The organism is Ruegeria sp. C5 (assembly GCF_056537605.1).
Window position 1 is genome coordinate 272,814 of record NZ_JBQFRX010000002.1, and the last position, 23,416, is coordinate 296,229.

Annotated in this window: 20 protein-coding genes and 1 pseudogene; 11 read left to right on the plus strand and 10 right to left on the minus strand. The window is 54.8% G+C overall.

The window, feature by feature from the left end:
- Positions 1 to 23: 23 nt before the first annotated feature.
- The 4 genes from ACR0AW_RS09215 to ACR0AW_RS09230 all read right to left on the minus strand — a co-directional run bounded on the left by ACR0AW_RS09215 (position 24) and on the right by ACR0AW_RS09230 (position 4,585).
- Positions 24 to 1,508 (minus strand): aldehyde dehydrogenase, encoded by a 1,485-nt coding sequence (locus ACR0AW_RS09215; protein WP_170732664.1) that lies wholly within the window; start codon positions 1,506 to 1,508, stop codon positions 24 to 26.
- 5 nt (positions 1,509 to 1,513) lie between these two features.
- Complete coding sequence (locus ACR0AW_RS09220) at positions 1,514 to 3,046, minus strand: tripartite tricarboxylate transporter permease (protein ID WP_170407148.1); 1,533 nt, start codon at positions 3,044 to 3,046, stop codon at positions 1,514 to 1,516.
- A 10-nt stretch (positions 3,047 to 3,056) separates the two neighbouring features.
- Entirely contained in the window at positions 3,057 to 3,593 is a 537-nt protein-coding gene (locus ACR0AW_RS09225) for a tripartite tricarboxylate transporter TctB family protein (protein WP_170732665.1), read from the minus strand.
- A 62-nt stretch (positions 3,594 to 3,655) separates the two neighbouring features.
- Positions 3,656 to 4,585: a tripartite tricarboxylate transporter substrate binding protein gene (locus ACR0AW_RS09230; protein WP_170732666.1), complete on the minus strand. Its 930-nt coding sequence runs from the start codon at positions 4,583 to 4,585 to the stop codon at positions 3,656 to 3,658.
- A 109-nt stretch (positions 4,586 to 4,694) separates the two neighbouring features.
- Between ACR0AW_RS09230 and ACR0AW_RS09235 the strand changes: the two genes are divergently transcribed.
- A complete protein-coding gene (locus ACR0AW_RS09235) occupies positions 4,695 to 5,474 on the plus strand; it encodes an IclR family transcriptional regulator (protein ID WP_170596484.1) in 780 nt (259 codons plus the stop codon).
- 31 nt (positions 5,475 to 5,505) lie between these two features.
- A complete protein-coding gene (locus ACR0AW_RS09240; RefSeq protein ID WP_170732667.1) occupies positions 5,506 to 6,858 on the plus strand; it encodes an aminotransferase class III-fold pyridoxal phosphate-dependent enzyme in 1,353 nt (450 codons plus the stop codon).
- Positions 6,859 to 6,892: 34 nt separating this feature from the next.
- Here ACR0AW_RS09240 and hpaR read toward each other — a convergent pair whose 3' ends face one another.
- On the minus strand, positions 6,893 to 7,333 hold the full coding sequence (hpaR, locus tag ACR0AW_RS09245; protein WP_170394006.1) for a homoprotocatechuate degradation operon regulator HpaR: 441 nt from the start codon (positions 7,331 to 7,333) through the stop codon (positions 6,893 to 6,895).
- 122 nt (positions 7,334 to 7,455) lie between these two features.
- Here hpaR and ACR0AW_RS09250 point away from each other — a divergent pair, with 122 nt between their 5' ends.
- The 8 genes and pseudogenes from ACR0AW_RS09250 to ACR0AW_RS09285 all read left to right on the plus strand — a co-directional run.
- Positions 7,456 to 7,839 (plus strand): 5-carboxymethyl-2-hydroxymuconate Delta-isomerase, encoded by a 384-nt coding sequence (locus tag ACR0AW_RS09250; protein ID WP_170422680.1) that lies wholly within the window; start codon positions 7,456 to 7,458, stop codon positions 7,837 to 7,839.
- A gap of 2 nt (positions 7,840 to 7,841) precedes the next feature.
- Positions 7,842 to 9,353 carry a 5-carboxymethyl-2-hydroxymuconate semialdehyde dehydrogenase gene (hpaE, locus tag ACR0AW_RS09255; RefSeq protein ID WP_170422682.1) on the plus strand — a complete coding sequence of 504 codons (1,512 nt, stop codon included), beginning with the start codon at positions 7,842 to 7,844 and terminating at the stop codon, positions 9,351 to 9,353.
- Between the two features lie 51 nt (positions 9,354 to 9,404).
- The gene (hpaD, locus tag ACR0AW_RS09260; protein WP_170509180.1) at positions 9,405 to 10,256 is read left to right on the plus strand and encodes a 3,4-dihydroxyphenylacetate 2,3-dioxygenase; all 852 of its coding nucleotides are present in this window, start codon (positions 9,405 to 9,407) and stop codon (positions 10,254 to 10,256) included.
- A 12-nt stretch (positions 10,257 to 10,268) separates the two neighbouring features.
- Positions 10,269 to 11,252: a 3,4-dihydroxyphenylacetate 2,3-dioxygenase gene (hpaD, locus tag ACR0AW_RS09265; protein WP_170625660.1), complete on the plus strand. Its 984-nt coding sequence runs from the start codon at positions 10,269 to 10,271 to the stop codon at positions 11,250 to 11,252.
- Between the two features lie 63 nt (positions 11,253 to 11,315).
- Positions 11,316 to 12,170: a fumarylacetoacetate hydrolase family protein gene (locus tag ACR0AW_RS09270; RefSeq protein WP_170393996.1), complete on the plus strand. Its 855-nt coding sequence runs from the start codon at positions 11,316 to 11,318 to the stop codon at positions 12,168 to 12,170.
- Positions 12,167 to 12,967: a 2-oxo-hept-4-ene-1,7-dioate hydratase gene (gene hpaH, locus ACR0AW_RS09275; RefSeq protein ID WP_170732668.1), complete on the plus strand. Its 801-nt coding sequence runs from the start codon at positions 12,167 to 12,169 to the stop codon at positions 12,965 to 12,967. The genes ACR0AW_RS09270 and hpaH overlap by 4 nt, the downstream gene beginning before the upstream one ends.
- A gap of 12 nt (positions 12,968 to 12,979) precedes the next feature.
- On the plus strand, positions 12,980 to 14,038 hold the full coding sequence (locus ACR0AW_RS09280; RefSeq protein WP_170732669.1) for an aldolase/citrate lyase family protein: 1,059 nt from the start codon (positions 12,980 to 12,982) through the stop codon (positions 14,036 to 14,038).
- Positions 14,039 to 14,457: 419 nt separating this feature from the next.
- Positions 14,458 to 14,628, plus strand: a pseudogene (locus ACR0AW_RS09285) (IS5/IS1182 family transposase); the annotation flags it as partial.
- A 249-nt stretch (positions 14,629 to 14,877) separates the two neighbouring features.
- On the opposite strand, the gene lhgO reads toward ACR0AW_RS09285, so the two are convergent.
- The 5 genes from lhgO to ACR0AW_RS09310 all read right to left on the minus strand — a co-directional run bounded on the left by lhgO (position 14,878) and on the right by ACR0AW_RS09310 (position 22,502).
- On the minus strand, positions 14,878 to 16,077 hold the full coding sequence (gene lhgO / locus ACR0AW_RS09290) for an L-2-hydroxyglutarate oxidase (protein WP_170732670.1): 1,200 nt from the start codon (positions 16,075 to 16,077) through the stop codon (positions 14,878 to 14,880).
- 2,200 nt (positions 16,078 to 18,277) lie between these two features.
- A complete protein-coding gene (locus ACR0AW_RS09295) occupies positions 18,278 to 19,060 on the minus strand; it encodes an arginine deiminase family protein (RefSeq protein WP_170732671.1) in 783 nt (260 codons plus the stop codon).
- Positions 19,061 to 19,063: 3 nt separating this feature from the next.
- Positions 19,064 to 20,668, minus strand: coding sequence for a 5-guanidino-2-oxopentanoate decarboxylase (locus ACR0AW_RS09300; RefSeq protein WP_170732672.1), 1,605 nt, complete (start codon positions 20,666 to 20,668; stop codon positions 19,064 to 19,066).
- Positions 20,665 to 21,849, minus strand: a complete 1,185-nt coding sequence (locus tag ACR0AW_RS09305; RefSeq protein ID WP_170732673.1) for a pyridoxal phosphate-dependent aminotransferase — start codon at positions 21,847 to 21,849, stop codon at positions 20,665 to 20,667. The genes ACR0AW_RS09300 and ACR0AW_RS09305 overlap by 4 nt, the downstream gene beginning before the upstream one ends.
- Positions 21,846 to 22,502: a TetR/AcrR family transcriptional regulator gene (locus ACR0AW_RS09310; protein WP_480438950.1), complete on the minus strand. Its 657-nt coding sequence runs from the start codon at positions 22,500 to 22,502 to the stop codon at positions 21,846 to 21,848. The genes ACR0AW_RS09305 and ACR0AW_RS09310 overlap by 4 nt, the downstream gene beginning before the upstream one ends.
- Positions 22,503 to 22,579: 77 nt before the next feature.
- On the opposite strand from ACR0AW_RS09310, the gene ACR0AW_RS09315 reads away from it, so the two are divergent.
- Positions 22,580 to 23,377 (plus strand): ATP-binding cassette domain-containing protein, encoded by a 798-nt coding sequence (locus tag ACR0AW_RS09315; protein WP_170407522.1) that lies wholly within the window; start codon positions 22,580 to 22,582, stop codon positions 23,375 to 23,377.
- The last annotated feature ends 39 nt before the right edge of the window (positions 23,378 to 23,416 follow it).

Sequence of the window (23,416 nt, forward strand, 5' to 3'; positions counted from 1 at the left end):
CATGTCGTACAGACACCCCGCAGTCAGAGCTTTATCCAGGCGGTTTTCAATTCAAAGTACTTCTCAAGCGCGTGCAAAGATTTGTCATGCCCGTTCCCGGATTGACCCACGCCCCCAAGCGGAACGGTCAGGTCCGAGCCGCCATAGGTGTTCACATGCATGACCCCGGTCCGCACTTCGGCCACCATGCGATGCGCGCGACTGAGGTTCGAAGTCCAGACTGCGCCTGCGAGCCCATAGACTGTGGCATTGGCAAGCCGGATCGCCTCGGCTTCGTCATTGAACGGGGTCACGGCCAAGACTGGGCCGAAGACTTCGTTCTGAAACAGATGATCCGTTTCTTTGACACCTGCCATTACTGTAGGGGACATATAGTAGCCCCCGGTTTCGGGCAGAATGCGGTTTCCGCCCGTACGACGTTCGGCACCTTCAGCTTCGGCCTTGGTAACGAACTCCAAATTGGCCTCTAGCTCGGGCAGGCTATGCACGGCACCAATCTGGCTGTTCAGGTTCAACGGATCACCAACGCGAAAGGCTGCGGCGTAGCGCGTGATCTCGGCGACAAAATCCTCGTAGATGTCCTGCTGCACCAGCAGGCGCGAGCCCGCGATACAGACCTGTCCGGAGTTGCGGAAAATCCCGGCGGCCGAGACCTTTGCAGCTTCCGCCAAATCGGGCGCGTCAGCGAAAACAATATTTGGAGACTTGCCACCCAATTCCAGATAGCAGCGTTTCAGATTGGACCGCGCCGAGTATTCCAGCAGTCGCCGACCTGTCGCGCCGGATCCCGTGAAGACCATGATGTCCACATCCATCGACAAGGCCAAAGCTTCGCCCGCGACCGAACCACGCCCGGTCACCACATTGAAGACGCCATCCGGAACTCCGGCTTCGGCAGCCAGTTCAGCGATTTTCAACAGGCTGAGCGATGCGCTTTCTGCCGGTTTCAAGACGATGGAGTTGCCCGCTGCAAGGGCAGGGGCGATTTTCCAGCTGCCGATCATCAGCGGGAAGTTCCAGGGCACAATCGCCCCGACAACACCGACAGGCGCATGATGCACGAGGCCCAGAACGTCATGGCTGGTCGGGGCAATCTGCCCGTAAATCTTGTCGATGGCTTCGGCATAGTAGCGGAAAGTGGCCGCAGCCGAGAGCGCCTCGGCCTTATAGGCCATATTGATCTCGGTTCCGTTGTCACGTACGCCCAGCACCGCGATCTCGAGCGCGCGGGATTTGATCAGATCCGCCAGTTTCAGCAGAACCTTCTTGCGTCCTGCAGGGGCCATGCGCGACCACCGGCCATCCTCAAACGCGGTCCGCGCGGCGCGCACCGCTGCATTCACATCCGCCGGGCTGCCCTCGGCGATTTGAGCGAGAGGCTGGCCGTCGATGGGCGACAGCACCTCATGCAGGGCGCCAGTTTCACCGGCACGGAAATCGCCATTGATAAAGTGTCCGCGTGTGGCAATCTCCTGCACGCGCAAGGCATCGATGGAAGACTGATCCATGAAAGCTATCCTTGTTGGTTCGGGTGGTCGGAATCCACGGCTGGGACATGGGGTTCGGGGCGCAGCTTGTTTTTGAACTCGTAGTACAGCGTGCGGAAATGCAGGATCAGGATCAGCACAATCAGGCCGAACAGAATGGCTGCGATGGGCCGGTCGATGAAGTCCAGCGGCGTCTTGACCCGAGCCATTGCGCTGCGAAGCTTGGTTTCCATGATTCCACCCAATACCATGCCCAGGATGATCGGGACGATCGGCAGATCAAGCCGTTTGAGGATCAGACCAAAGACGCCAAACCCCGCAGCGATCGCGCAATCGGTGATCGAATTGCGCAGGCTGTATACTCCGACAAAAGCAAGGATCAGGATCATCACGCCGAGGAAGCGTGTGGGGATTTGAATGATCTTTAACAGCAGGTTTGTCGAAAACAGCAGAAAGACCAGAACGATCACATTCAGCAGGATCAGCGCCATATATAGGGCCATGACGAAATCCATCTGGTTCTCAAACAGTTGCGGGCCGGGGATCACGTTGTGAACATAGAAGACCGACAGCATCATCGCCGTAAGCGCTTCGCCGGGTATACCGAGGGCGAGTAGGGGGATCATCGCTGCCCCCGGCACGGCGTTGTTCGCGGCTTCGGATGCCACCAACCCTTCGGGCGAGCCATCGCCGAATTTGTCGGGATTTTTCGAGCTTTTCTGAGCATAGGTGTAGGACAGAAACTGCGAAGTGAACTCACCCGTTCCCGGCACCATGCCCATGAATACCCCGATGCTTGAAGAAACGGTAGCGATCCGTTTCAGGCCCAACAGTTCCTTCAAGCCTGCAAAGATATTCCCGCTGACATGGGTGTCCTCTGGAGCGTGGTTCTTTTCCAACAGCAAAAGAAAAGCCTGGCTGAGCGCAAACAGGCCCAGCACAACCACGATCAGGTCAACGCCTGACGCCAGCCAACTTTGATCGAATGTATAGCGGCGCGTATATTTGACGGGCTCCAGTCCGACCGTGTTCAAAAAGACGCCAAATGCAGCAAGCATACCTGCTGCAAAGATCTGTCCTCGATGGGCTAAAACGACCAGAACAATACCTAGCAACGCGGCCAAAAAAATCTCGCGGCTGCCAAAATGCGGGGCGATCATGGCCAACACGGGCGAGAGGACCATCAGGCAGATGATGGCAAAGACTCCCCCGAAGAATGAAGCTGAATAAGCCAGCGATAACGCCCTGTGGCCTTGGCCGCGCTTGGTCATTGGATAGCCATCATAGGTCGTCAGCGCATTGACCGCCGTGCCGGGCGTGTTGATCAGGATGGCCGGGATCGCGCCGCCATACATGGATGATCCGTAAATCCCCAACAACAAGGTCAGACCGACGATGGGCTCAAAGGCAAAGGTTGCGGGCAACAGGATGGCGATGGCAACGGCAGCGCCCACACCGGGCAGCGCGCCGATGATGACACCACCGATCGAGCCGATGAACAAGGCCACGATGACCTGCCATTGCAGCAGGATTGAAACACCGGACAGAAGGGTATCCATACGTGCCTCCCTACAAATATGTCAGCGCAAAGGCGCGGATCGAGTCGGGAAGGTATTCATAGACAGCCCCTGCCGGGATTTTGACTTGCAGAAACGCTCGGAACACGATGGTGACGACGAAGCCGAACAGGGCTGCGATGCCGATCGCGCCCGAGCCTCGAAACCCTGAGCGCAGCGTCAGAAACACCGCGAACAACATGGTGGACGGCAGATAGCCAAGCTGTGGCACCAGTAGGACATAAATCAGGAAATAAGCCACATATTCCAGAGACCGGACCCAAAACCCGACCTCGGCCCAACGACCATCGATCCGATCGGATAAGGCAGAGCTGAGCCAATGTAAAAAGCTGAACAAGACCATGCACCACACGGCAACGGTGGGCCACAGACCGGGTTGAGCAAACCATTTGGTCCGCTTGACGACCTGCGTCTGCTCCCCAAGCTGAGACAGCAGAAACACCGAGAAAGCCAGGAACAATGCGGCAAAGACAATATCACCCGGACGGCGATACCGTTTGAACATGTCCTGAAGCGTTCTTGCGATCATTTCATCCTCCCAGCCCTATGAAGAAGGCGCGGAAATCACTGCCCGCGCCTCGATCCGGGGTGTTACTCGCCTAGAATCTCTTCTATTTTGGCGAATGACGCTTTATCTTGCTCGATCTGGGCATTCGAAGCATCGGGATCCTGCCAATAGATCAGCGCACCGGTTTCTTCGGCAAGCTTTTTAGCCTTGTCCGATTGCAGTGCTTTTTGGGCTGCGGCGGTGATTTTTTCGCGAACCTCGGGCGGCGTGTCTTTGTGAACAAACAATCCGTTCCACAGCGCCAATGGCAGGTCTGGGTTAAGCTCAACCACTGTCGGCGTATCCGGTACCAGAGCGATCCGGTCGCCGCCGATGCTGGCCAGCACGTTCACTTCATCCAGACAGGGCAGAATAAGCTGGAGCGTGGTGTTGATGACATCAACGTCACCGGACGCCAAGGTGTTGCAGTCCAGCGCATCGAACGCGGCTTCGCTGGCAAAGTCGAAACCGCTGCTGACAGCGGCGGCAAAAGTAACCTGCGTGGGTGGCAGAACCGAGCCAAAGTGGCCGAGTGCCACGTCGTTTGACTTGCCGTGTTCCACCAACTCATCCCAGCTTTGGAACGGGGCGTCTTTGCTCGACGCGATTACGAACGGGTAGGTCAGGAAGATGCCGATCGGTTCAAACGGGTTCGGGTTCAATTCAGGAATACCAATCTCGGGCCCGATGACCGGAACACCAATCACAAACGACCCGATCGTATAGCCATCCGCCGGTGCTGTGGCGACTTCGACTGCGCCGGGGAAAGGACCACCACCGCCGCCGGGCTTGTTCACAACAGCTGCCGGTACCCCGTACATCGCCTGAAATTCATCTGCGATCATTCTGGTCAGGACGTCTTCAAGATCACCCGGAGGCCAAGGAACCACAAAGGATACGGGCTTTTCGGGGTATTCTGCCAAAGCGGCCGTTGCAGAGGCGGCCATCACGGCTGCCGCAATAAACTTTTTCATTTACACCTCCCAGTGTATGGTTCATTATTTGAACCGTGTTAACAATAATAATCTTGCTTTGTTAAGTTCATTCTGTCAAGGATAACATCAACGGAAGGAGGCAAAACACATGGGTGCCGCACTTAATGCGCTAAAAATGCTGGACTTATTCTCAAACACGATGGCCGAAATCGGCCTGAGTCAGGCCGCGCGCCTGTCAGGATTGAACAAGGCTACAGCCCTGCGTCACCTACGAGCGCTTGAAGAATTCGGGTTGATCGAACAAAACCCGCAGTCAAAGACATATACCATCGGACCAGCTGCGCTGCGGCTTGCGGCACTGCGCGAGATTGCCAAACCCGGCCTTGAAGGCGCGCGCCAAAAAATGCACTTGGCCATGCAGGAGGTTGGCGAAAGCCTGCACCTAACGCTGCTGGAACAGGGCAGCCTGCAAACCGCCATCGTGGTTGAGACAACCAAGCACAGCGTTCGCGTCAGCCTTGATCCAAGCGAGATAATCCCGGTCAACGCGACTGCGGCGGGTCTATGTATGCTCAGCTTTGGCCCACCTTTCCTGCTGGATCGTCTGGATCAGGAAGCGCAGGTACGTTTCACCGAATCCACCCTGACAGACCCGGATCTGATCAAGGAAAAAGTTGCTCTGATCCAGCGGGCTGGCTGGGCCAACAGCAACGGCAGCTACGAAGAAGGTGTTTTTGGTTTTGCAACGCCAATCTTTGGCATCGATCAAATCGCCCTTGGAACCATTTCGATCGCCGTGCCCGAGATTAGAGCCACTTATGAGCGCCTGCCCTTGATCCTGAAATCCCTTCAATCCCTCTCGCGCGATCTGACCGCAAATTTCGGCGGCCAAATGCCCGAGGCCTTTCCAACCGAGTTCCACCCATGAGCGAAAGTGGACAACCCCGGAGAACCGCAACATGAAAGACTCCAACTTTCTTAAGGAGAACAACGCCCGCCATTTCTGGCATCCGATGGCGCACCCGGCCGACAGCCGGAACAACCCTCCGACCATTCTGACCGGCGGGGAAGGAGTTAGCATCATCGATGTGGACGGGCACAAGGCCATCGACGCCGTAGGTGGCCTTTGGAACGTCAACCTGGGCTATTCTTGCGATCCGGTGAAACAGGCGATCGCCGACCAGCTATACGCCCTGCCTTATTATTCGACCTTCCGGGGTACGAGCAACGACAAGGCGATCGAGCTGTCTTACGAGTTGGCACAGTTCTTTGCTCCTGATGGGCTGACACGCGCCTTTTTCACCTCGGGCGGATCGGATTCTGTGGAAATCGCACTAAAGCTTGCGCGTCAGTTCCACAAAGTTCGGGGTGAGGCCGGTCGCACCAAGTTCATTAGTCTCAAGCAGGGATACCACGGCACCCATTTCGCTGCCGCTTCGGTTAACGGCAATCAGAAGTTCCGCGCCGTGTATGAACCCATGATGCCAGGCTGTTTTCATGTGCCTGCGCCTTGGACCTATCGCAACCCGTTTGACGAAACCGACCCTGAACGCCTGGCTCAGCTTTGCGTCAAAGCGCTTGAAGCCGAGATTGCGTTCCAGGGGGCCAACACGGTTGCCGCCTTCATCATGGAGCCGATTTTGGGCGCTGGCGGTGTAATTCCGCCGCACAAAAGCTTTATGCCCATGGTGCGTGAGGTTTGTTCGAAGAACGGTATTCTGCTGATTTCAGACGAAATCATCACGGCGTTTGGTCGAACCGGTAGTGAAAGCGGAGCGAGACATTGGGGCGTCCAGCCTGACATCATGACGACGGCCAAGGCGATCACCAATGGCTATTTCCCGTTTGGCGCCGCGATGATCTCGGGGGCAGTTGCCGAGGTATTTGAAAATGACACAACCGGGTTGGCATCCGTTGATCAGGGATACACCTATTCCGGTCACCCCGTCGGCGCGGCGGCGGCACTGGCGGCTCTTTCAGAAATCAATCGTCTGCGGATTTGGGAAAACGCTGCAGCACGCGGGGATGAGCTGTTCGAGGGCTTGAAGAAACTGGCTGAAAAGCACGAGGTGATCGGTGACGTACGAGGGGGCGAGGGCCTTATGTGCGCGCTGGAGCTGGTCTCGGACCGCGCAAGCAAGGCGCCGATTGCCAAACAACTGCCAATACAGGTGCAAAAGGCAGCTTATGAGGATGGTGTGATGGTGCGCGTATCTGGCAACAACATCATCATTTCGCCACCTCTGATTGTCACATCCGACGATGTTGCGAAGATCCTGTCAGCGCTGGATACAGGATTGTCGAGTTTGTAGTCGTCGCGCAGACCCCGCTTGCCAACTGGCGGGGTCAAACCTTAACAGCTTGCAGCTCTTCAAGCAGGTCCAGTAGCTCATCAAGCTTCTCTCGCCCCATCTGCGCCTCAATACTATTTGAAATGGCCAATGACGCTTGCAGGTTGTCTTTCAAAATCTGCCGACCCGCATCAGTAATCATCACCATCGTCCGCCTTTTATCCTGGCTGTCCTGACGGCGCGTGACCTGTCCATCGGCTTCCATGCTGCGCAATATTCGCGTCAGGCTGGGCAGCAACAGACAAGCTTCTTTGGCGATAGCGCTTTGCTCGACCTCGCCAAGCTCATCCAGTACGCGCAGGACGCGCCATTTTTGCTCGGATATCTGTATATCCTGCAGCATGTCCCTGATGGGGGCCATGATCGTTTCGCGGGCGCGCAATAATGCAATGGGAAGCGACCTTGAGGTGCTCTTGGTATGGCTTTGAGTGTTCATGCCGCCTTCTAGTGTGCTGCCCCAGGAAATGCAAAGATTAACAACGCAACTTCTTGACGACATAAGCTCATTGACGACATAAGCTCATAATGGTAAACATGTTAATTAATAACGGAGGAATCATGCCGCATTTTCACGTCGAATATTCCGGGAATCTGGAAGACAGGATCGACATGGGCGGTCTGTGCGATTGCATCCGTGCAACGGCCGCTGAGGTTGACACCTTTCCGCTAGCAGGCATTCGCGTCCGAGCGATCCGTGTTGATCACTATGCCATCGCAGACGGAAATCCAAAGCATGGGTTCATCGATATTTCGATCCGGCTGCGGGCCGGTCGTTCGCAGGCCGACAAGAAGGACGCAACGCAGCGCATCTTCGAGGCGGCCCGAACCTATCTGGAGCCCGCCATGAGCCAGCATTCCATCGCGCTGTCGCTTGAGATGCGCGACATCGATCCCGACCTCTCCCCCAAAACCGGCACGATCCGCGACCATCTGGAGGCCTGACCATGAGTGACCTGCACAAGAATATTGAACGGCTTGATGGTTTCCTTGCCCGTTTCAAGAAGACCGGGATCAAGAACCGGATCGCAGGAGAAGATCAAGATGGGTCAGCAGGGGTGTTTCAGACGATCTCTCCGGTGGATAAATCGGTGATCTGCGACGTCGCCCATGGCACTACGGAAGATGTCGATACAGCAGCACAGGCCGCGCATGAGGCCTTTGCAGATTGGCGCGACATGCCCGCCCCGGAGCGCCGCCGGATATTGCTGAATGTTGCAGATGCGATTGAGGCAAGAGCCGAAGAGATCGCGCTGTGCGAATGCTGGGATACCGGCCAGACCCTGCGCTTTATGTCCAAAGCCGCCCTGCGAGGGGCTGAGAATTTTCGCTATTTTGCCGATCAGGTGGTTCAGGCGCGGGATGGTCAACACCTGAAATCACCGACACTGATGAACATAACCACCCGCGTCCCAATCGGGCCCGTTGGTGTCATCACGCCGTGGAACACCCCGTTCATGCTTTCGACATGGAAGATCGCTCCGGCACTGGCCGCTGGCTGTACGGTCGTCCACAAACCAGCTGAAGATTCACCGCTGTCTGCGCGGCTATTGGTCGAAATCGCGGAAGAAGCCGGTCTGCCCAAGGGTGTGCTGAACACTGTCAACGGTTTTGGTCCAGACGCAGGTAAGCGGCTGACCGAACATCCATTGATCAAAGCCATTGCCTTTGTCGGTGAAAGCCGTACGGGCAGCATCATTACCAAGCAAGGCGCAGATACGCTTAAACGGATGCATCTGGAGTTGGGCGGTAAGAACCCGGTCATCGTCTTTGACGACGCCGACTTGGATCGCGCGCTGGATGCGGTGATCTTCATGATCTATTCGATCAACGGCGAACGCTGCACGTCTTCTTCGCGGCTGCTGGTACAGGATACGATCAAGGAAGAGTTCGAAGCCAAGCTGATCGAGCGCGTGAACAATATCAAGGTCGGCCACCCGTTGGACCCTGCAACCGAGATTGGCCCTCTTGTAACGGAAGAGCATTACAACAAGGTCACTTCATACTTCGACATCGCCAAGGAAGACGGCGCGACTGTCGCGGCCGGTGGCGTCAAGGTGGGCGAAGAGGGGTACTTCGTACGGCCCACCCTGTTTACTAACGCTAACAATCAAATGCGCATCGCACGCGAGGAAATCTTTGGCCCTGTCCTGACCGTGATCCCGTTCTCGACTGAGGAGGAGGCGCTGCAGATCGCAAATGACACGCAATATGGTCTGACCGGCTATGTCTGGACCAACGATCTGACCCGCGCGTTACGTTTCACGGACAAGCTTGAGGCCGGAATGATCTGGGTGAACTCGGAAAACGTGCGCCATCTGCCCACACCGTTTGGCGGGGTCAAAGCGTCCGGCATCGGTCGCGATGGCGGCGACTGGAGCTTTGAGTTCTATATGGAACAAAAGCATGTCGGCTTTGCCACAGGCCAGCACAAGATCATGCAACTGGGCAAGCTCTAGCGGCCCCTCAGACGACAATCGCGCGAAAAACCTTAACTCCAGGAGCAGACCATGGGAGAAATCGTTCTTGCCGCCAAAATGACCCATGTGCCGACGCTGCTCATGTCTGAGCAGGAAGGCCCGGTGAAAGGTAAACGCCAGCCTGCCATTGATGGCCACCGCGAGATCGCGCGCCGCGCCAGAGCATTGGGGGCGACCACGGTGATCATCTGTGACACCCATTGGGTGATCAATGCCGGGTTCCACATCAACGCCAATGAGAAGTTCGAAGGCCTGTTCACGTCGAACGAGTTCCCGCAATTCATTCAGGACCTGCCGTATTCCTATACGGGCAATCCTGAAATGGGCGACGCCATTGCTAAGATAGCTTCAGAAAAGGGCGCCTATACTTTGGCGCATCACCTGGACAGCCTCGAACTGGAATACGGCACACTGGTGCCGCTGCGGTTCATGAGCCGCGAGCATGATATGAAGGTTGTCTCGGTCGCGGCCTGGGCCACGGTGCATAGCCATGAAGAAAGCCGAATTGTCGGCGAGGCCATCCGTGAAGCGGTTGAGGCCAGTGACGAAAAGGTGCTGCTGGTCGCGTCAGGCTCGCTGTCGCACAAAATCTGGGCCAACAAGGACTATGCCGCCAACAACGGCACTTTCACCATCAGTTCGGAATTCAACCGTCAGATGGACCTGCATGTGCTTGAGATGTGGAAGAACGGCGATCATGCCACGTTCCTGAAGATGCTGGGCGATTATGCCAATTTCTGCTGCGGCGAAGGCTCGATGCACGACACGTCGATGCTTTACGGCGCGCTGGGGTGGGATACCTATGACAAGAAATGCGAGGTTGTGACTGAGTATTTCCCAAGCTCCGGCACCGGCCAGACAAACGTCATCTTCCCCGTATAACAGGAGGTTAAAATGCCCGTTCCAGCCCCCAACCTGTATCCCGACTTCAACACAATCCGGCTGAGCCATGTTTGCCTGAACGTCAGCGATTTGTCAGCTTCGCGTAAATTCTACTCGGAGGTTCTGGGTTTGCAGGTCACGGACGAAAGCGACACACATGTCTACCTGCGCGCTATGGAGGAACGTGGACATCATTGTGTGATCCTGCAGAATTCCGATCAGCCGGCGACTGTCGAGGTCATGGGTTTCAAAACCTTCGACGAAGAGGATCTGGATCGGGCCGAGGCGTATTTTCAATCCAAAGGCCGACCGACCTCATGGGTTGATCGCCCCTATCAGGGCCGGACTCTGTTAACCTCGGACAATTTGGGCATACCGCTGGAGTTCTATCACAAGATGGATCGCCTGGAGCCGATCCATCAGAAATACGCGCTCTATCGTGGTGTGAAACCGCTGCGGATCGATCACTTCAACTGCTTCTCAACCAATGTCGATGACAGTGTCGCATTCTACAGTGATTTCGGGTTCCGCGTGACCGAGTATACGGAAGACGAAGACAGCAAGAAACTGTGGGCCGCGTGGATGCACCGCAAGGGTGGGGTGCATGATATGGCCTTCACCAATGGCAAAGGCCCACGGATGCACCACGTGGCCTTCTGGGTGCCAACACCGCTGAACATCATCGATTTGCTCGATCTAATGGCCACCACCGGCTATGTGGACAACATCGAACGCGGCCCGGGGCGACATGGTATTTCGAATGCTTTCTTCCTGTATATTCTCGATCCCGACGGACACCGGATTGAGATTTATTGCTCGGATTATCAGACCGTTGACCCCGATCTGGAGCCGATCAAATGGGACCTGAAGGACCCGCAGCGTCAGACGCTCTGGGGCGCTCCGGCACCGCGCAGTTGGTTTGAACACGGCACATCCTTTGTCGGTGTGGATGTAAACGAGCCAGACCTGTCTGCGTCTCCCATCATCGCACCGTAAGCAAAGTATGCTTGATCTAAAACATCTTAGTATGGGCGGGTTCCATAACGCCGAGGAGGCCTGATGCGCATTGCAACCTACACTGCCAACGGTGAAACATTTTTTGGTGCGATCACTGATGAAGGCGCGGTCGCACTAAACAGCGAATTTGCCGAGTTCAAAAGCCTCTACGAGGTTGTCGCCGCTGGTGCGTTTGGCCAATTGGCCGAGGCTGCCGAAGGAAAGCCGGTAACCCATACGGATTTCACCTTTGAGATGGTGATGCCGGATGTCCGTCGCATTCTGTGCGTTGGTGTGAACTTTCCAGATCGCAACGCGGAATACAAAGATGGCAGTGCCCAGCCGAAATACATGTCGCTGTTTCCGCGCTTCGCCAGTGGATTTACCGGCCATAATCGCCCTCTGATCCGCCCGCCCGAAAATCACACGCTGGATTACGAGGGTGAAGTGGCCATCGTGATCGGCAAAGCAGGCCGCCGGATTTCGCAGGACGATGCTTATGGCCATATCGCAGCCTTGACCCTGTGCAACGAAGGGACAATCCGCGATTGGGTTCGGCACGCCAAGTTCAACGTCACGCAAGGCAAGAACTGGGACAATTCGGGTGCCATCGGCCCTTGGCTGGTCCCTTTCACTGGCGCTGCCCAGTTGGATGACGCCCGCATTCAGACTCATGTGAATGGTGAATTGCGTCAGGACGATACGTTGAACCGAATGATGTTCCCGATCCGGCGCGAGATCGAATACATCTCGACCTTTATGACCCTTCATCCGGGCGATATCATCGTCACCGGCACCCCAACTGGTGCAGGTGCACGATTTGATCCGCCAAAATACCTGGCTCCCGGCGATGTGGTTGAGGTATCCGTCGATGGGATAGGCACCCTGTGCAACACCATCGAGGACGAGCAGATATGACCCCGGAAGACCACGCGCGCGCTGCCGCCGATCTGCTGAACGCGGAAAGGACGCGACAGCAGATCGGTCTACTGACATTGCGGTATCCCGAAATGGCGATGGATGACGCTTATGAGGTGCAGAATGCCATCTATCGTGCCAAATTGGCGGAAGGGCGCAAGGTCATCGGCTGGAAGATCGGGCTGACCTCGAAAGCGATGCAATATGCGTTGAATATCGACATTCCTGACAGTGGTATCCTGTTTGACAACATGGCCTTTGAAAATGGCGGGACCGTTCCCGCAGGTCGTTTCATCCAACCCCGGATCGAAGCCGAGATCGCCTTTGTCATGAAGGAAGCCATTGGCGGCGCCGATGTGAGCCGCGATCAGGTTTTGCAGGCGACCGACTATGTTACTCCGTCCATTGAAATCCTCGACACTCGTATAAAGCGGGCAGACCCTGAGACTGGAAAGTCACGCACTGTATTCGACACGATCAGCGACAACGCCGCAAATGCCGGCATTGTACTAGGGGCGGAACGCCGCCCAGCGGATGCATTTGACCTGCGATGGGTAGGGGCCCTAACCTTCCGCAACGGCGAAATCGAGGAAACCGGCCTGGGTGCGGGCGTATTGAATGATCCGGTCGAAAGTGTGGTCTGGCTTGCCCGTCGCATGGCGCAATACGGCCAGAGGATTGAACCCGGCCACGTGATTCTGTCCGGCAGCTTCATTCGCCCGATCGAATGCCCATCGGGTGCGGAAATCCACGCCGATTTCGGATCGTTCGGATCCGTCGACATCAGTTTTGCCTAAAGGAGCAGCGACATGCCCGCACCAAAGAACACCTTTAAGGCTGCATTGAAGGCTGGAAAGCCTCAGGTCGGGTGCTGGATCGGAATGGCCGACGCATATGCAGCAGAAATTTCCGCGACCGCAGGGTTCGATTGGTTGTTGGTCGATGGCGAACACGCACCAAACGACCTGCGCTCGACCCTTGAACAGGTGCGAGTGATTGAAAGTTCGGGCAGCGCGCCAGTTGCACGTCTACCGATTGGTGAGACATGGATGATCAAGCAATATCTCGATGCGGGTGTTCAGAGTATTCTGGTGCCGATGGTCGAAAGCGCTGATCAGGCGCGCGAACTGGTGCGCGCGGTGCAATACCCCCCACGCGGCGTCCGAGGTGTGGGATCATCCCTTGCGCGGGCTTCGCAATTTGCCAAAATCCCGGACTACCTCGATACGGCGGATGAGCAGATTTGTCTGCTGCTGCAGGTTGAGAACAACGCGGGCATGGCCGCTCTGGACGACATTCTGACGATTGATGGAGTAGACGGAGTTTTTATCGGACCTGCAGATCTGGCCGCCGACATGGGTCATATCGGCAACGCCGGGCATCCAGATGTTGTGGAGGCCATTGAAGACGCGCTGACCCGCATCGTCGCGGCAGGTAAAGCCGCGGGTATCCTAACACTGGACCCAGCAATGCAGCGTAGGTGCCTTGAGATCGGCGTGACCTTTCTGGCCACTGAAATTGACGTCACCCTTTTCGCAAAAAGCATGCGCGCCAAAGCGCAAAACGGCCTCGCGCTTTTGCCGCGGCAGAACGCAATCGGATCGGCGACAACAGAAAATGCCAGCAAGTACTTACAGCAATTATGCAAACATTGGTCACATAAGGGACAGGTCGAGTTCGATGCAGATACTGGAACCGTTTCTTTTGGCAGTGGCAATGCCGTTGAACTAAAGGCTACGCCAGTAGCACTGGAAGTTTGCGCCTCGGCGCAACAACGCGGTGACCTAGACAGTTGGAAGACGGTGATTTCCGATCACCTAAAACGGTTTGCCTTTCGCGAAGAGCTTGAACTGAACTGGGATGACTAGCGACTTTTGTTTTGCTGGAAATAGTATGGGTTTTTCTAAGCGTTCCTGCCTGCTCGCGTGTTTACAACTCGTTTGTTGTCAGTAATAGGGCGCCGTTGCGATGTCAGAGTATGCGCCAAGATCACTTAGGCAAGCATCTATTTCTAAGGTTATCTGAACACTTGCTCATGGATTACTCCCTAGAATGTTGTGGACGGCACTGCGGCGAGTTTGCAAGAAACCAACAGACCCGTCGAGGTGAATTGATGCGGTCAACTTGTCCAAGATCATCTTATAAGCAATTGAGTTTTATCTGTAAATTCCCAAGAACAAATAAAAGTCTCCTTCTTTTTGTTCTCATTGTTCAGCCGTATAAGAAAAAGAACCGGCTGTTACGTGGTGCAGCAGGGTCATCTAATTGAAAGACCCGCCGGTAGGATATCTCGATGAAGCTGCGGAAGAAGAACGAAACGCTCTTCGCTCACTTCAAACGCGTACTTGGGTTAGGACGGCTCCGATTTTGTGGCCCGTATGGCGCAAATTAAAAATTAACCCTCACTGCCACCGCCCAGAACATACACAAATGGGTCAATATCTTTACCGCACCGTAACAAACACGCAAAGCCTAATCGGGAAGGCGTTTTTTGCCGTGTTCAGATCATTGCATTCTGCGCGCGTAACACTTTGTTTTTGAACAAAACCAGTCGCTTTCTGCCCATTACTCTGGAAGCATCCCAAACCGGCCTTTCAAGCACGCTGTCGCGCCCGACCAATTTCTACGATCAAAAACTTGCACCAACTACAACGCCAACAGCGGGAACCTCTGTTGGCGCGGTGACCATCGATTTATCTGCAACTAGCTATTGGCTCAGTACTCGATCGCATATTTCCTGAGCGATTGGCATAGCGCTTGTTGCTGCCGGCGAAGGCGCATTTAATACGAACGTCATACGATCCTGAGATCTGAATAGAAAATCGTCTTCAAGTCGCCCGTCAGGATGAACGATCTGGGCACGATGGCCTGCCACGTAGTGACACAAATCCGGCAATTCAACTTTTGGACAGTATTTCTGAACTTGTTTGAGATAGTAACGCTTTGACACCGCGCTTCGAATTTCATTGGCTATGGCGCAAGGATGCTTGGCAAGAGATCGCCAAAAGCCTGCGAACAAGGCCATTTCACGAAAGTCTGCTGAGCTGAATGACACCTTGGAGTATCTTTCGCGTGCCAATGATATGATGGCATTCGGACCGACATTGATCGATCCATCAATCATAGGCGTCAAATGGATACCTAGAAACGGTAGGTTGGGGTCAGGCACAGGATAAATCAGATGCTTGACCAGTTTGGATTTTCGTTTTGGAAGACGATAATATTCCCCCCGAAACGGTACGACTTTGGCATCGCACGCAAGTCCCGCCATGCGAATTATACGGTCGGATTGCAAACCTCCACAAACAACAAGATGCTCACACCCGATCATACCCTTAAGTGTGATGAGCGCGGTTTTTCCATAACTGTTATCGATGCCTACCAAAGGGGTGGAATATAGAAATGTCCCTCCATTAGCCACGAAGTCCTCAAGGAGTGACCGAGCTATTTGGGAGTAGTCTACAATCGCGGTGTCTGGTAGCCGAACAGCGGCGCACCCCGCTACGTTGGGTTCCAAGGAAGTTAGGTCGGCCAAAGACAGGTCTTGAACTGTTACGCCGTTCTGACGCGCGCGATCCGCCAGGTCGCCAAGTCGAGCTTTCTCTTGATCGTTCGTGGCGACTAAGAGCTTCCCGCGTGTCTCGTACTTCAAGCCCTTTGTCTCGCAATAGTGCTTCGTTCTAAGCAGTCCTTCACGACAAAATCGCGCCTTTTTACTGCCCGGCTTGTAGTAGGCACCAGTATGGACCACACCGCTGTTACGGCCGGTTTGGTGACGTGCTGGAGCATCTTCTTTTTCGATTAGCAATATCCGCGCTTTGGGCGCTCGTCTGGAAAGCTCCAGCGCGGTAGCTACTCCGACAATCCCGGCGCCTACTACTGCATAATCGTAAGTTCCGAGATCCATAAACTCTCCTGTATTTTGAGCCCTTGATGTGCTGGGCATAGATCAAATTACGAGGCGGTTTATGAAGTGGCAATACCCGCCGGTCAGCTTCGCTTTTTCTGATGTTGGTTAAGTTATTACAAGTTTTTATGCGCCAGAGAGCCTTAGGAAGGCTCAAACGGGACTAGACTTCAAAGGCAACAACATGTCTGAACTGCAAGGCAATCGACCGGATGTCCGCTACCCATGATGTTGTACCGTTCGTGGTATTCGAAAGTATAGCTGGGGCAATGAAAAACGCCAAAACAAGCGAGATTATGTGGCAGAGATAATCTTATCTAAAGCCTCAGTTTTATACAGACGGTCTGAGATCGACAAGGTCGATCTGAAACAGTTTATGACCCCACCGAACTCGCAGAAAACTCGCCTCAGATTTCTGCTATATGATCCTGCCGCATCGCCTAACGGCAGGCTGCTCATCAATGCCAGCGCACGGAAGTGATCGCTGACCTGCCCGGCGGTCTCAAACAGGTTTATTTGGCTCTCGAGGCTGTTGCAGATCGCGTACAGATTTGTGTTCATTTCGACCTTGGTTCTGCCAATCAGGCGCCCGCGCTCCCTTTATCATCGAAAGACTGAACGCCGTGCGACTGACTCCGAGATATGTTGCGTCAACCATCATGCTCATTTCCTCACCGTTAATCAGCGGCCAACTCTATCAAACTCGGCGCAAAGATGCCTTTATCGCTCCGGTGCTGCCAACGGTTATGTAACGAATTGCGAAGACCGCGTACGCTGGGCGCATCTTGTAGATCTGAGTGACCTTGGTTCTCTCATTGAACGGGTTCCTTAGGCGCTGGCTTTGCGGCCGATCGATCTGACTCGATGATCTAACACTGACCACCTTCAGCCTCATCAGATCGCAGCCGCGCAACTTGCTATCGATTACCATGTTGAAGAGCGCTAGATCTCGATGATTTTCGGCGAGCTCGTGGAGCATTTGGATCGCCCAAACGTGTTTTGGTTTAAGCGGGCGCTGTTAACCTGCAATACGCCTTTCGTTCCAGACTGGACGAAGTGAGCGTATAGCAGTTAAGTTTGGCGTTTCCATGGCTGATGTTCCGATCCGCCATGCCCGCCAACAACGACAGCTCGGCGTTGATGCAATACAAAATCACAGGATGCAGCATTTGCTCCGATGGCCGCTGTGGAGCCAAAAGTGACTGACAAGGCAAATTGCGCCAATGTCGGAAATGCGCTTTTCTATTATCTTAACCGCCGTTGGAGCAGAAGCTTTAGGTCGTTACGCGATTACAATTGGTTGAGGCGAGTTTGTTGTCGGGCATATGGATATCACATGCAGTTCGGCTCAGTTTTCTAAGTATGGTTGATGGCAGTCATATTCTCGGTCCAATCTATAAAGGCAAACCTCGAAACGAGCGGTAGCTTCCTTGTTGATGCTGGTATCATAATTACGCCCGAAAAGAACGATCTTCGCCTTTAGGAGCGTCCGAACCGTCTGGTGATAATTGACGACGAACGTGTCAATCAAGTGATCCGAGATATTGTTGAAACAATTGAAACCGCGGTTAGTTCGCCATCTGGAGCGGAGTTTCTTAGCGAGGTTATGTTTCAAAAACTTCCAAAAGGGCTTGGCGCGGGATAGCAGCCAATGTCAGTGCTGATAGAAAGGGTGGACTTTCAGGACGCAATATCCATCTGAACCTTGTTGATGCGTTCGTTCTCCAAACTAACATCGTTTCGGTCGTGGCCAGCAGGTTGACGGTTGCAATGATTAACGGGCTTTGGGGTATGTCATCCAATGACAACCAGGCCATGCTGAAGGAAGGCGGTAGTTAGTGTTCCCATTCAATCAGATCCATAAATGGCGTCAAGTATGGCGCATCGATATCGGTTTTACCTAACCAGCGTTCGAGCTAGCTGAGGATTGTCTTTTGGATGAGATTTCTCATTCGCTGGGCCCACTAAAGGATATGCAAGGTTCACCCGTTTTTTTGTATCTCGTTCATTGAACAAGGAAGGAGCGTCAATGGAGTACTGCCAATCTTGCTCAGAATGCAGTTTATACAAGCTTCGCCGCATAATCCTTACTATTTTTAGTACCTTGGAGGGCAATCACAAATTAGCTGTCGGTTAAAAAGCTTGATATTCATTCTCCAACTAAGAGACCGCCGATGACCAAAAGTTGGCGAATAACCCTTCAAAGTCTTAGCGAGAGACATGACATGCCGCCATCCAGCTTGGCGCAATCGGTGTTGTCAATTTCTACGATCTCATACCCTTCACGATCCAACATGTCTGCTGTGCGCGAGAAGCCTGCGGCCATCAGCACCAGATTGTTGAAGCGGATCGCGTTGGCAGCAGCTTCTTCCCCATCAGCAACATGAAGCACTCGGTAGCCCTCAAAGCAGCCTGATGCATCAAGTCTTCGGGTAGACAGGATTGTTTCGGCATCCATCAGTGAACAATCTGTCTTAAAGTGCAAAACGCCTTCCGGTGTAAACACTTCGCGCAGTTTGTGGCCCCACGCGGAGGTGATTTTAGACAGCTCGGCGACACCTTCAGCGTCCGTGCGGTCTGATCTGCCCACCAAAATTTCGCGACCGGTTACAAGAATATCTCCGCCCTCGATATGGCCGGGGCCGTTGATTTCCAGAACCGTCTCGTAGCAAGCGCGAAGATTTGGCGCCATTTCTGCCACCTCACCCATCCGCGATGGTGCGCCTGGCCGCATCAGCACAGCGCCTTGCGGCAGGCAAAGGGCCGTATCCTCGACAAACTGCGCGTCGGGGAACGCGTCGAGGGGATCAAGTTCGATTACTTCAGCCCGGGTGCTTTTCAGTGCAGCCACGTAAGCCTTATGTGCCGCCATCATCCCTTCGAAATCGGGGTTTCCAATATCCTTTGCACGCAAACCGCCGGCAATGGTCGCAGCCGGGCGGCGGGTGATTGCGCGGGAGAACTCAAAGGTCGGGTCTGACATGTTTCAATCTTTCTGAGGTTCACATTTCGGAGCGATGACTTCGATCATTGCAGGCCCATCTAAAGCGACAGTTTCGCGCAACGCCTGCGCGACAGCCTGTGGTTCGGCCGGAACCTTGGTGAATGGAATGCCAAAAGACTTGGCTGATGCAGAAAAATTCGGGGGCGAAGGATCACAACCTATGACGGTCACACCCACATCCCGCATCGACGCGGCAATTTCCTGATATCCATGATTGTTCCAGATCACGAAGGTGACCGGCAGGTTTTCATCTGCTGCGGCCATGATTTCAGGCAATGAAAACTGTGCACCTCCATCGCCGACAATGCAGATCGCCCTTGCTGTCGGATCGGCGATCGACGCGCCGATGGCAGCGGGTATCCCGTAGCCGAGCGCGCCATATCCCGTTGCTGCGTTGAACCAACCTCCGGCCCGGTCGTGGTCGTAGAAAAGATTGCCGGCATAAATTGGTTGGGTTGAGTCTCCGACCATCAATGCATTCGGAACTGCCGAGCGAATGGCGTTCAGGATTTCGACCTGATGGCGATAGTCCGGACCAATTTCCTCCCAGGCGGCGCGGCGTGTTTTGCTGGCGCGTTCGGCACCGTCGTCTTGCTTTGCCTCATTGGACAATGCCCCAAACAGCGCCGGTACAACCAAATTGACGTCACCTTGAATGGTAAGCGCTGCCTCATGTCGCGCCAGTTGATCGCTGCAGCGATCCACCCGGATCAGGCCTGACCTTCCTGCAAATTGTTCGGTGGCGTACATGTCATAGTCGGTTGGCCCCAATTCGGTTCCCAAAGCCAAAACGCAATCAGCGCTTTCTATCAGCTCGCGTACTGCTTTGAGGCTGGGGCTGGCCGGAACGGTCAGTGGATGTCCGTGCATCAGGCCCCGTGCGTTGACGGTTTGCACGACGGGGGCATCGAGAGTTTCAGCCAATGTCTGTAAATCGGTTTCCGCTTTTTTCGCGCCACCACCCGCCAGAATGACAACTCTATTTGCTTCAGCCAGTTGCCTTGCCGCTTGTGAGATTAAGTCTGGATTGACCGGGGGTGCTGGATCGAGCGTCTCGACTGGTGTTTTTTGATATTTTTCTGCTGCTACATCCAACGGGACCTCTATATGCACCGGCCCTGGGCGACCGTTGGTAAGGTCGTGAAAAACACGGTCCAAGACCGGGTCCAGAGCGTTGGAGTCGGGAACTTGTTCTGACACCAACGCAACTGTTCTGGCCAGCCCCAGTTGGTCTGGCAATTCATGCAGATGTCCCAAGCCCTTGCCAAGTGAAGCGGTTTTATTGACACCAGAGACCACCAACATCGGAATTGAATCAGCGCGCGCCTGCGCCATCGGTGTCAAGGTGTTGGTCAATCCGGGGCCGGTGATCACAAAGGTCACACCCGGTTTCCCCGAAACACGCGCGTAGCCATCAGCCATGAAACCAGCACCCTGTTCATGCCTGGGCGTGATATGACGAATGCCCGAAGCCGCAAGACCGCGGTAAAGTTCGACCGTGTGAACGCCCGGAATTCCGAAGACGCAGGTCACATCTCTTTGGCGAAGCTTGGCAACCAAAGCTTCACCGATTGTCATTCCGCTCATGCAACCTCGCGTGATTTGCTGTTGGCGTGATCAATGATGCGAGAAACCGCTTTGGCAAAATCGGCGTCACTAATCGTCAGCGCGACCCGGACCCAGTCTTTCAGACCGTTGCCAAAGGCGGACCCTGGCATGACAGCCACCCCGGCCTGCAACAGATCCCACGCATAATCTTCGCCATCAAACCCGGTGGCAGAAACGTTGATGAGGGCGAACATTCCCGCCTCTGGGCGATGAACCGTCATATCCGTTTCTGCTTCAAGACGATCGGCCAGCAGGGTGGCGCGGCCAGAGAAGCGAGCGGCCATGCCGGGGGCAACCTCGGACCCGTCGCGGATTGCCTTTTCGGTCATGTCCGCGATGAAGGGCTGATTGCCAAAGAGCATTGTTTCGGAATACGGCAGCAGCGCTTCACAAAACGCTGCTGGTCCGACACACCAACCGCTACGAAACCCTGGGGCAGCATGTGATTTCGAGATGGATGATACACCTATGACACGATCCGCCAGTTTCGGGTCTGCCAATGGTGAAGCAAATTCGGCCTCGTCAAAGATCAGTTCTTCATAGACCTCGTCCGAGATGATCCATAAATCGTGCGCCATGGCGAGCTGCCCGATTTCGGCAATTTCCGCGGTAGTCAGAATTGCACCTGTCGGGTTGTGTGGCGTTGTCAGAAGAATGGCGCGGCTGCGTGGAGTGATGCGTGCAGCAATATCTTCGGCTTGCATGCGAAACCCGTGCTCTGGCCGAAGCGGCACAGGCACCATATCCGCCCCGGATGCACGCACGACTCCTTCGTATGTCGCGTACATCGGATCACCAACCAAAACCTCGTCTCCGGCCTCTGCAATCCCGGACATCACTGCGAAAAGGGCGGTTTGCGTCCCGGGAAAGCACAAAAAGTTCTTGGGTCCGAAGGGCCGCCCACGAGAGGCTGAATAGCGAGAAGCAAGCGCGTCAAGCAGTCCGGCTTCACCGCGCCCGTTGGAATACCCTGTCCGTTGTGCCCGCAAGGAGGTTACGGTGGCTTCTACCAATGCGGCTGGCACGGGCACATCCGGTTCTCCAATCGTCATTTCGACGATATCCGCTCCGGCTTTGATAAGGTCACGTGCTTTCAGGTGTACACCCCATTTGGCACCACCCAACCCCGCTAAACGCACAGTCACAGATGTTGTCTTCATGGCTGCTCCGCCTCTTTGTTTAATGGTATCCCCAGGATGGCGCTCACGGAGTCCAAGCCGATCCGCGCCAGTTGCCCTTCGGAAAACGCGTCCGGAAGCGCACCGCCTTCCAGCCAAAGGCCGTCGATTACCGCGTTGCAAGCAATGGCCAGTTGCGTTGCCTCCGTTGCAGCAACTGAACGTCCGGTTTCCAGCAATGCGGCGACGATCAGCTCCTCGAGGTGACCCCGGAAATAGTTATAGGTCTGCTGGTGAATGCGCTGCATTTTTGAATCATGTTGCACCTTGTTCAGAAAGCTGGCCCACAACGCCACGGCGCTTGGATCAACGATTGGTGGTCGTAGCGACGCGTCAACGAAGTTGGTCAACTGAGATACTGCGCTGCCCGTTCCTGACGAAGCTGCTGTCTGATCGGTTAGCGTATTCATGTGGTGCTCATACGCCGCCTGGACCAACTCTTCCTTTGAAGAGAAATAATGACGGATCAACCCTTGGGTCACGTTCGCGCGGGCTGCAATCTCACGCACCGTGGCACCGCGGACGCCCATCTCGGCGATCAGGTCCAAAGTCGCCAATATTAGCGCCTCGCGCCGAAACTCAGCAGACTCACGTTTAAATTTGCGGCTGTCGTCCTGCACGTCAGTGTCATCCATGGCATGGAGTTATTATACACTTGCATAATTGCGAGATTCGAGGCTTACTGCAAGCTGAAATCAGAAGATTGTTAGATATGGACACAGCCGAAGCAGCATCACCCACACCCGAAGCCACTGCGTCCATTGAGGCGATAAAGATTGAGGACCTGCACAAATCCTTTGGTGCGCTAGAGGTCCTGAAGGGTGTCTCCCTGACTGCCAACAAGGGGGACGTTGTCGCAATCATCGGGGGGTCAGGCTCGGGCAAATCCACCATGCTGCGCTGTATCAACTTCTTGGAAACGCCGAGCTCGGGAAAAATCACCATAGGCGGTGAATTGGTTGAAATGCACGCCGATGGTAGCCCCGCGAACCGCCGCCAGATCGAGCGTATCCGAACGCGGCTGGCAATGGTTTTTCAGCAGTTCAATCTGTGGACGCATCGCACGCTTCTGGAGAACGTGATCGAAGTGCCGATACATGTCCTAAAGGTGCCAAAGGCAGAGGCTATCTCGCGGGCGCACGACCTGTTGAAAAGGGTAGGGCTTGGTGACAAGGCCGACACCTTTCCGGCCTATCTATCTGGCGGTCAGCAACAGCGCGCCGCCATTGCCCGTGCGCTTGCCGTAGATCCTTCGGTGATGCTTTTCGATGAGCCCACATCGGCGCTGGACCCCGAGTTGGTCGGCGAAGTTTTGAACGTGATCCGTGATCTCGCTGGTGAAGGACGCACCATGCTGCTCGTCACCCATGAAATGAAATTTGCGCGCGAAGTTGCCAGCCACGTTGTCTATCTTTTCGAAGGCCGCATTGAAGAGCAGGGTCCACCTGCCGAGGTCTTCGGTAATCCAAAATCAGAGCGGTTGAGGCAGTTCCTCAGCTCGGTCGCCTGATTCAGTCAAAACAAACTAATGAACCAAAAAGGGAGTAAC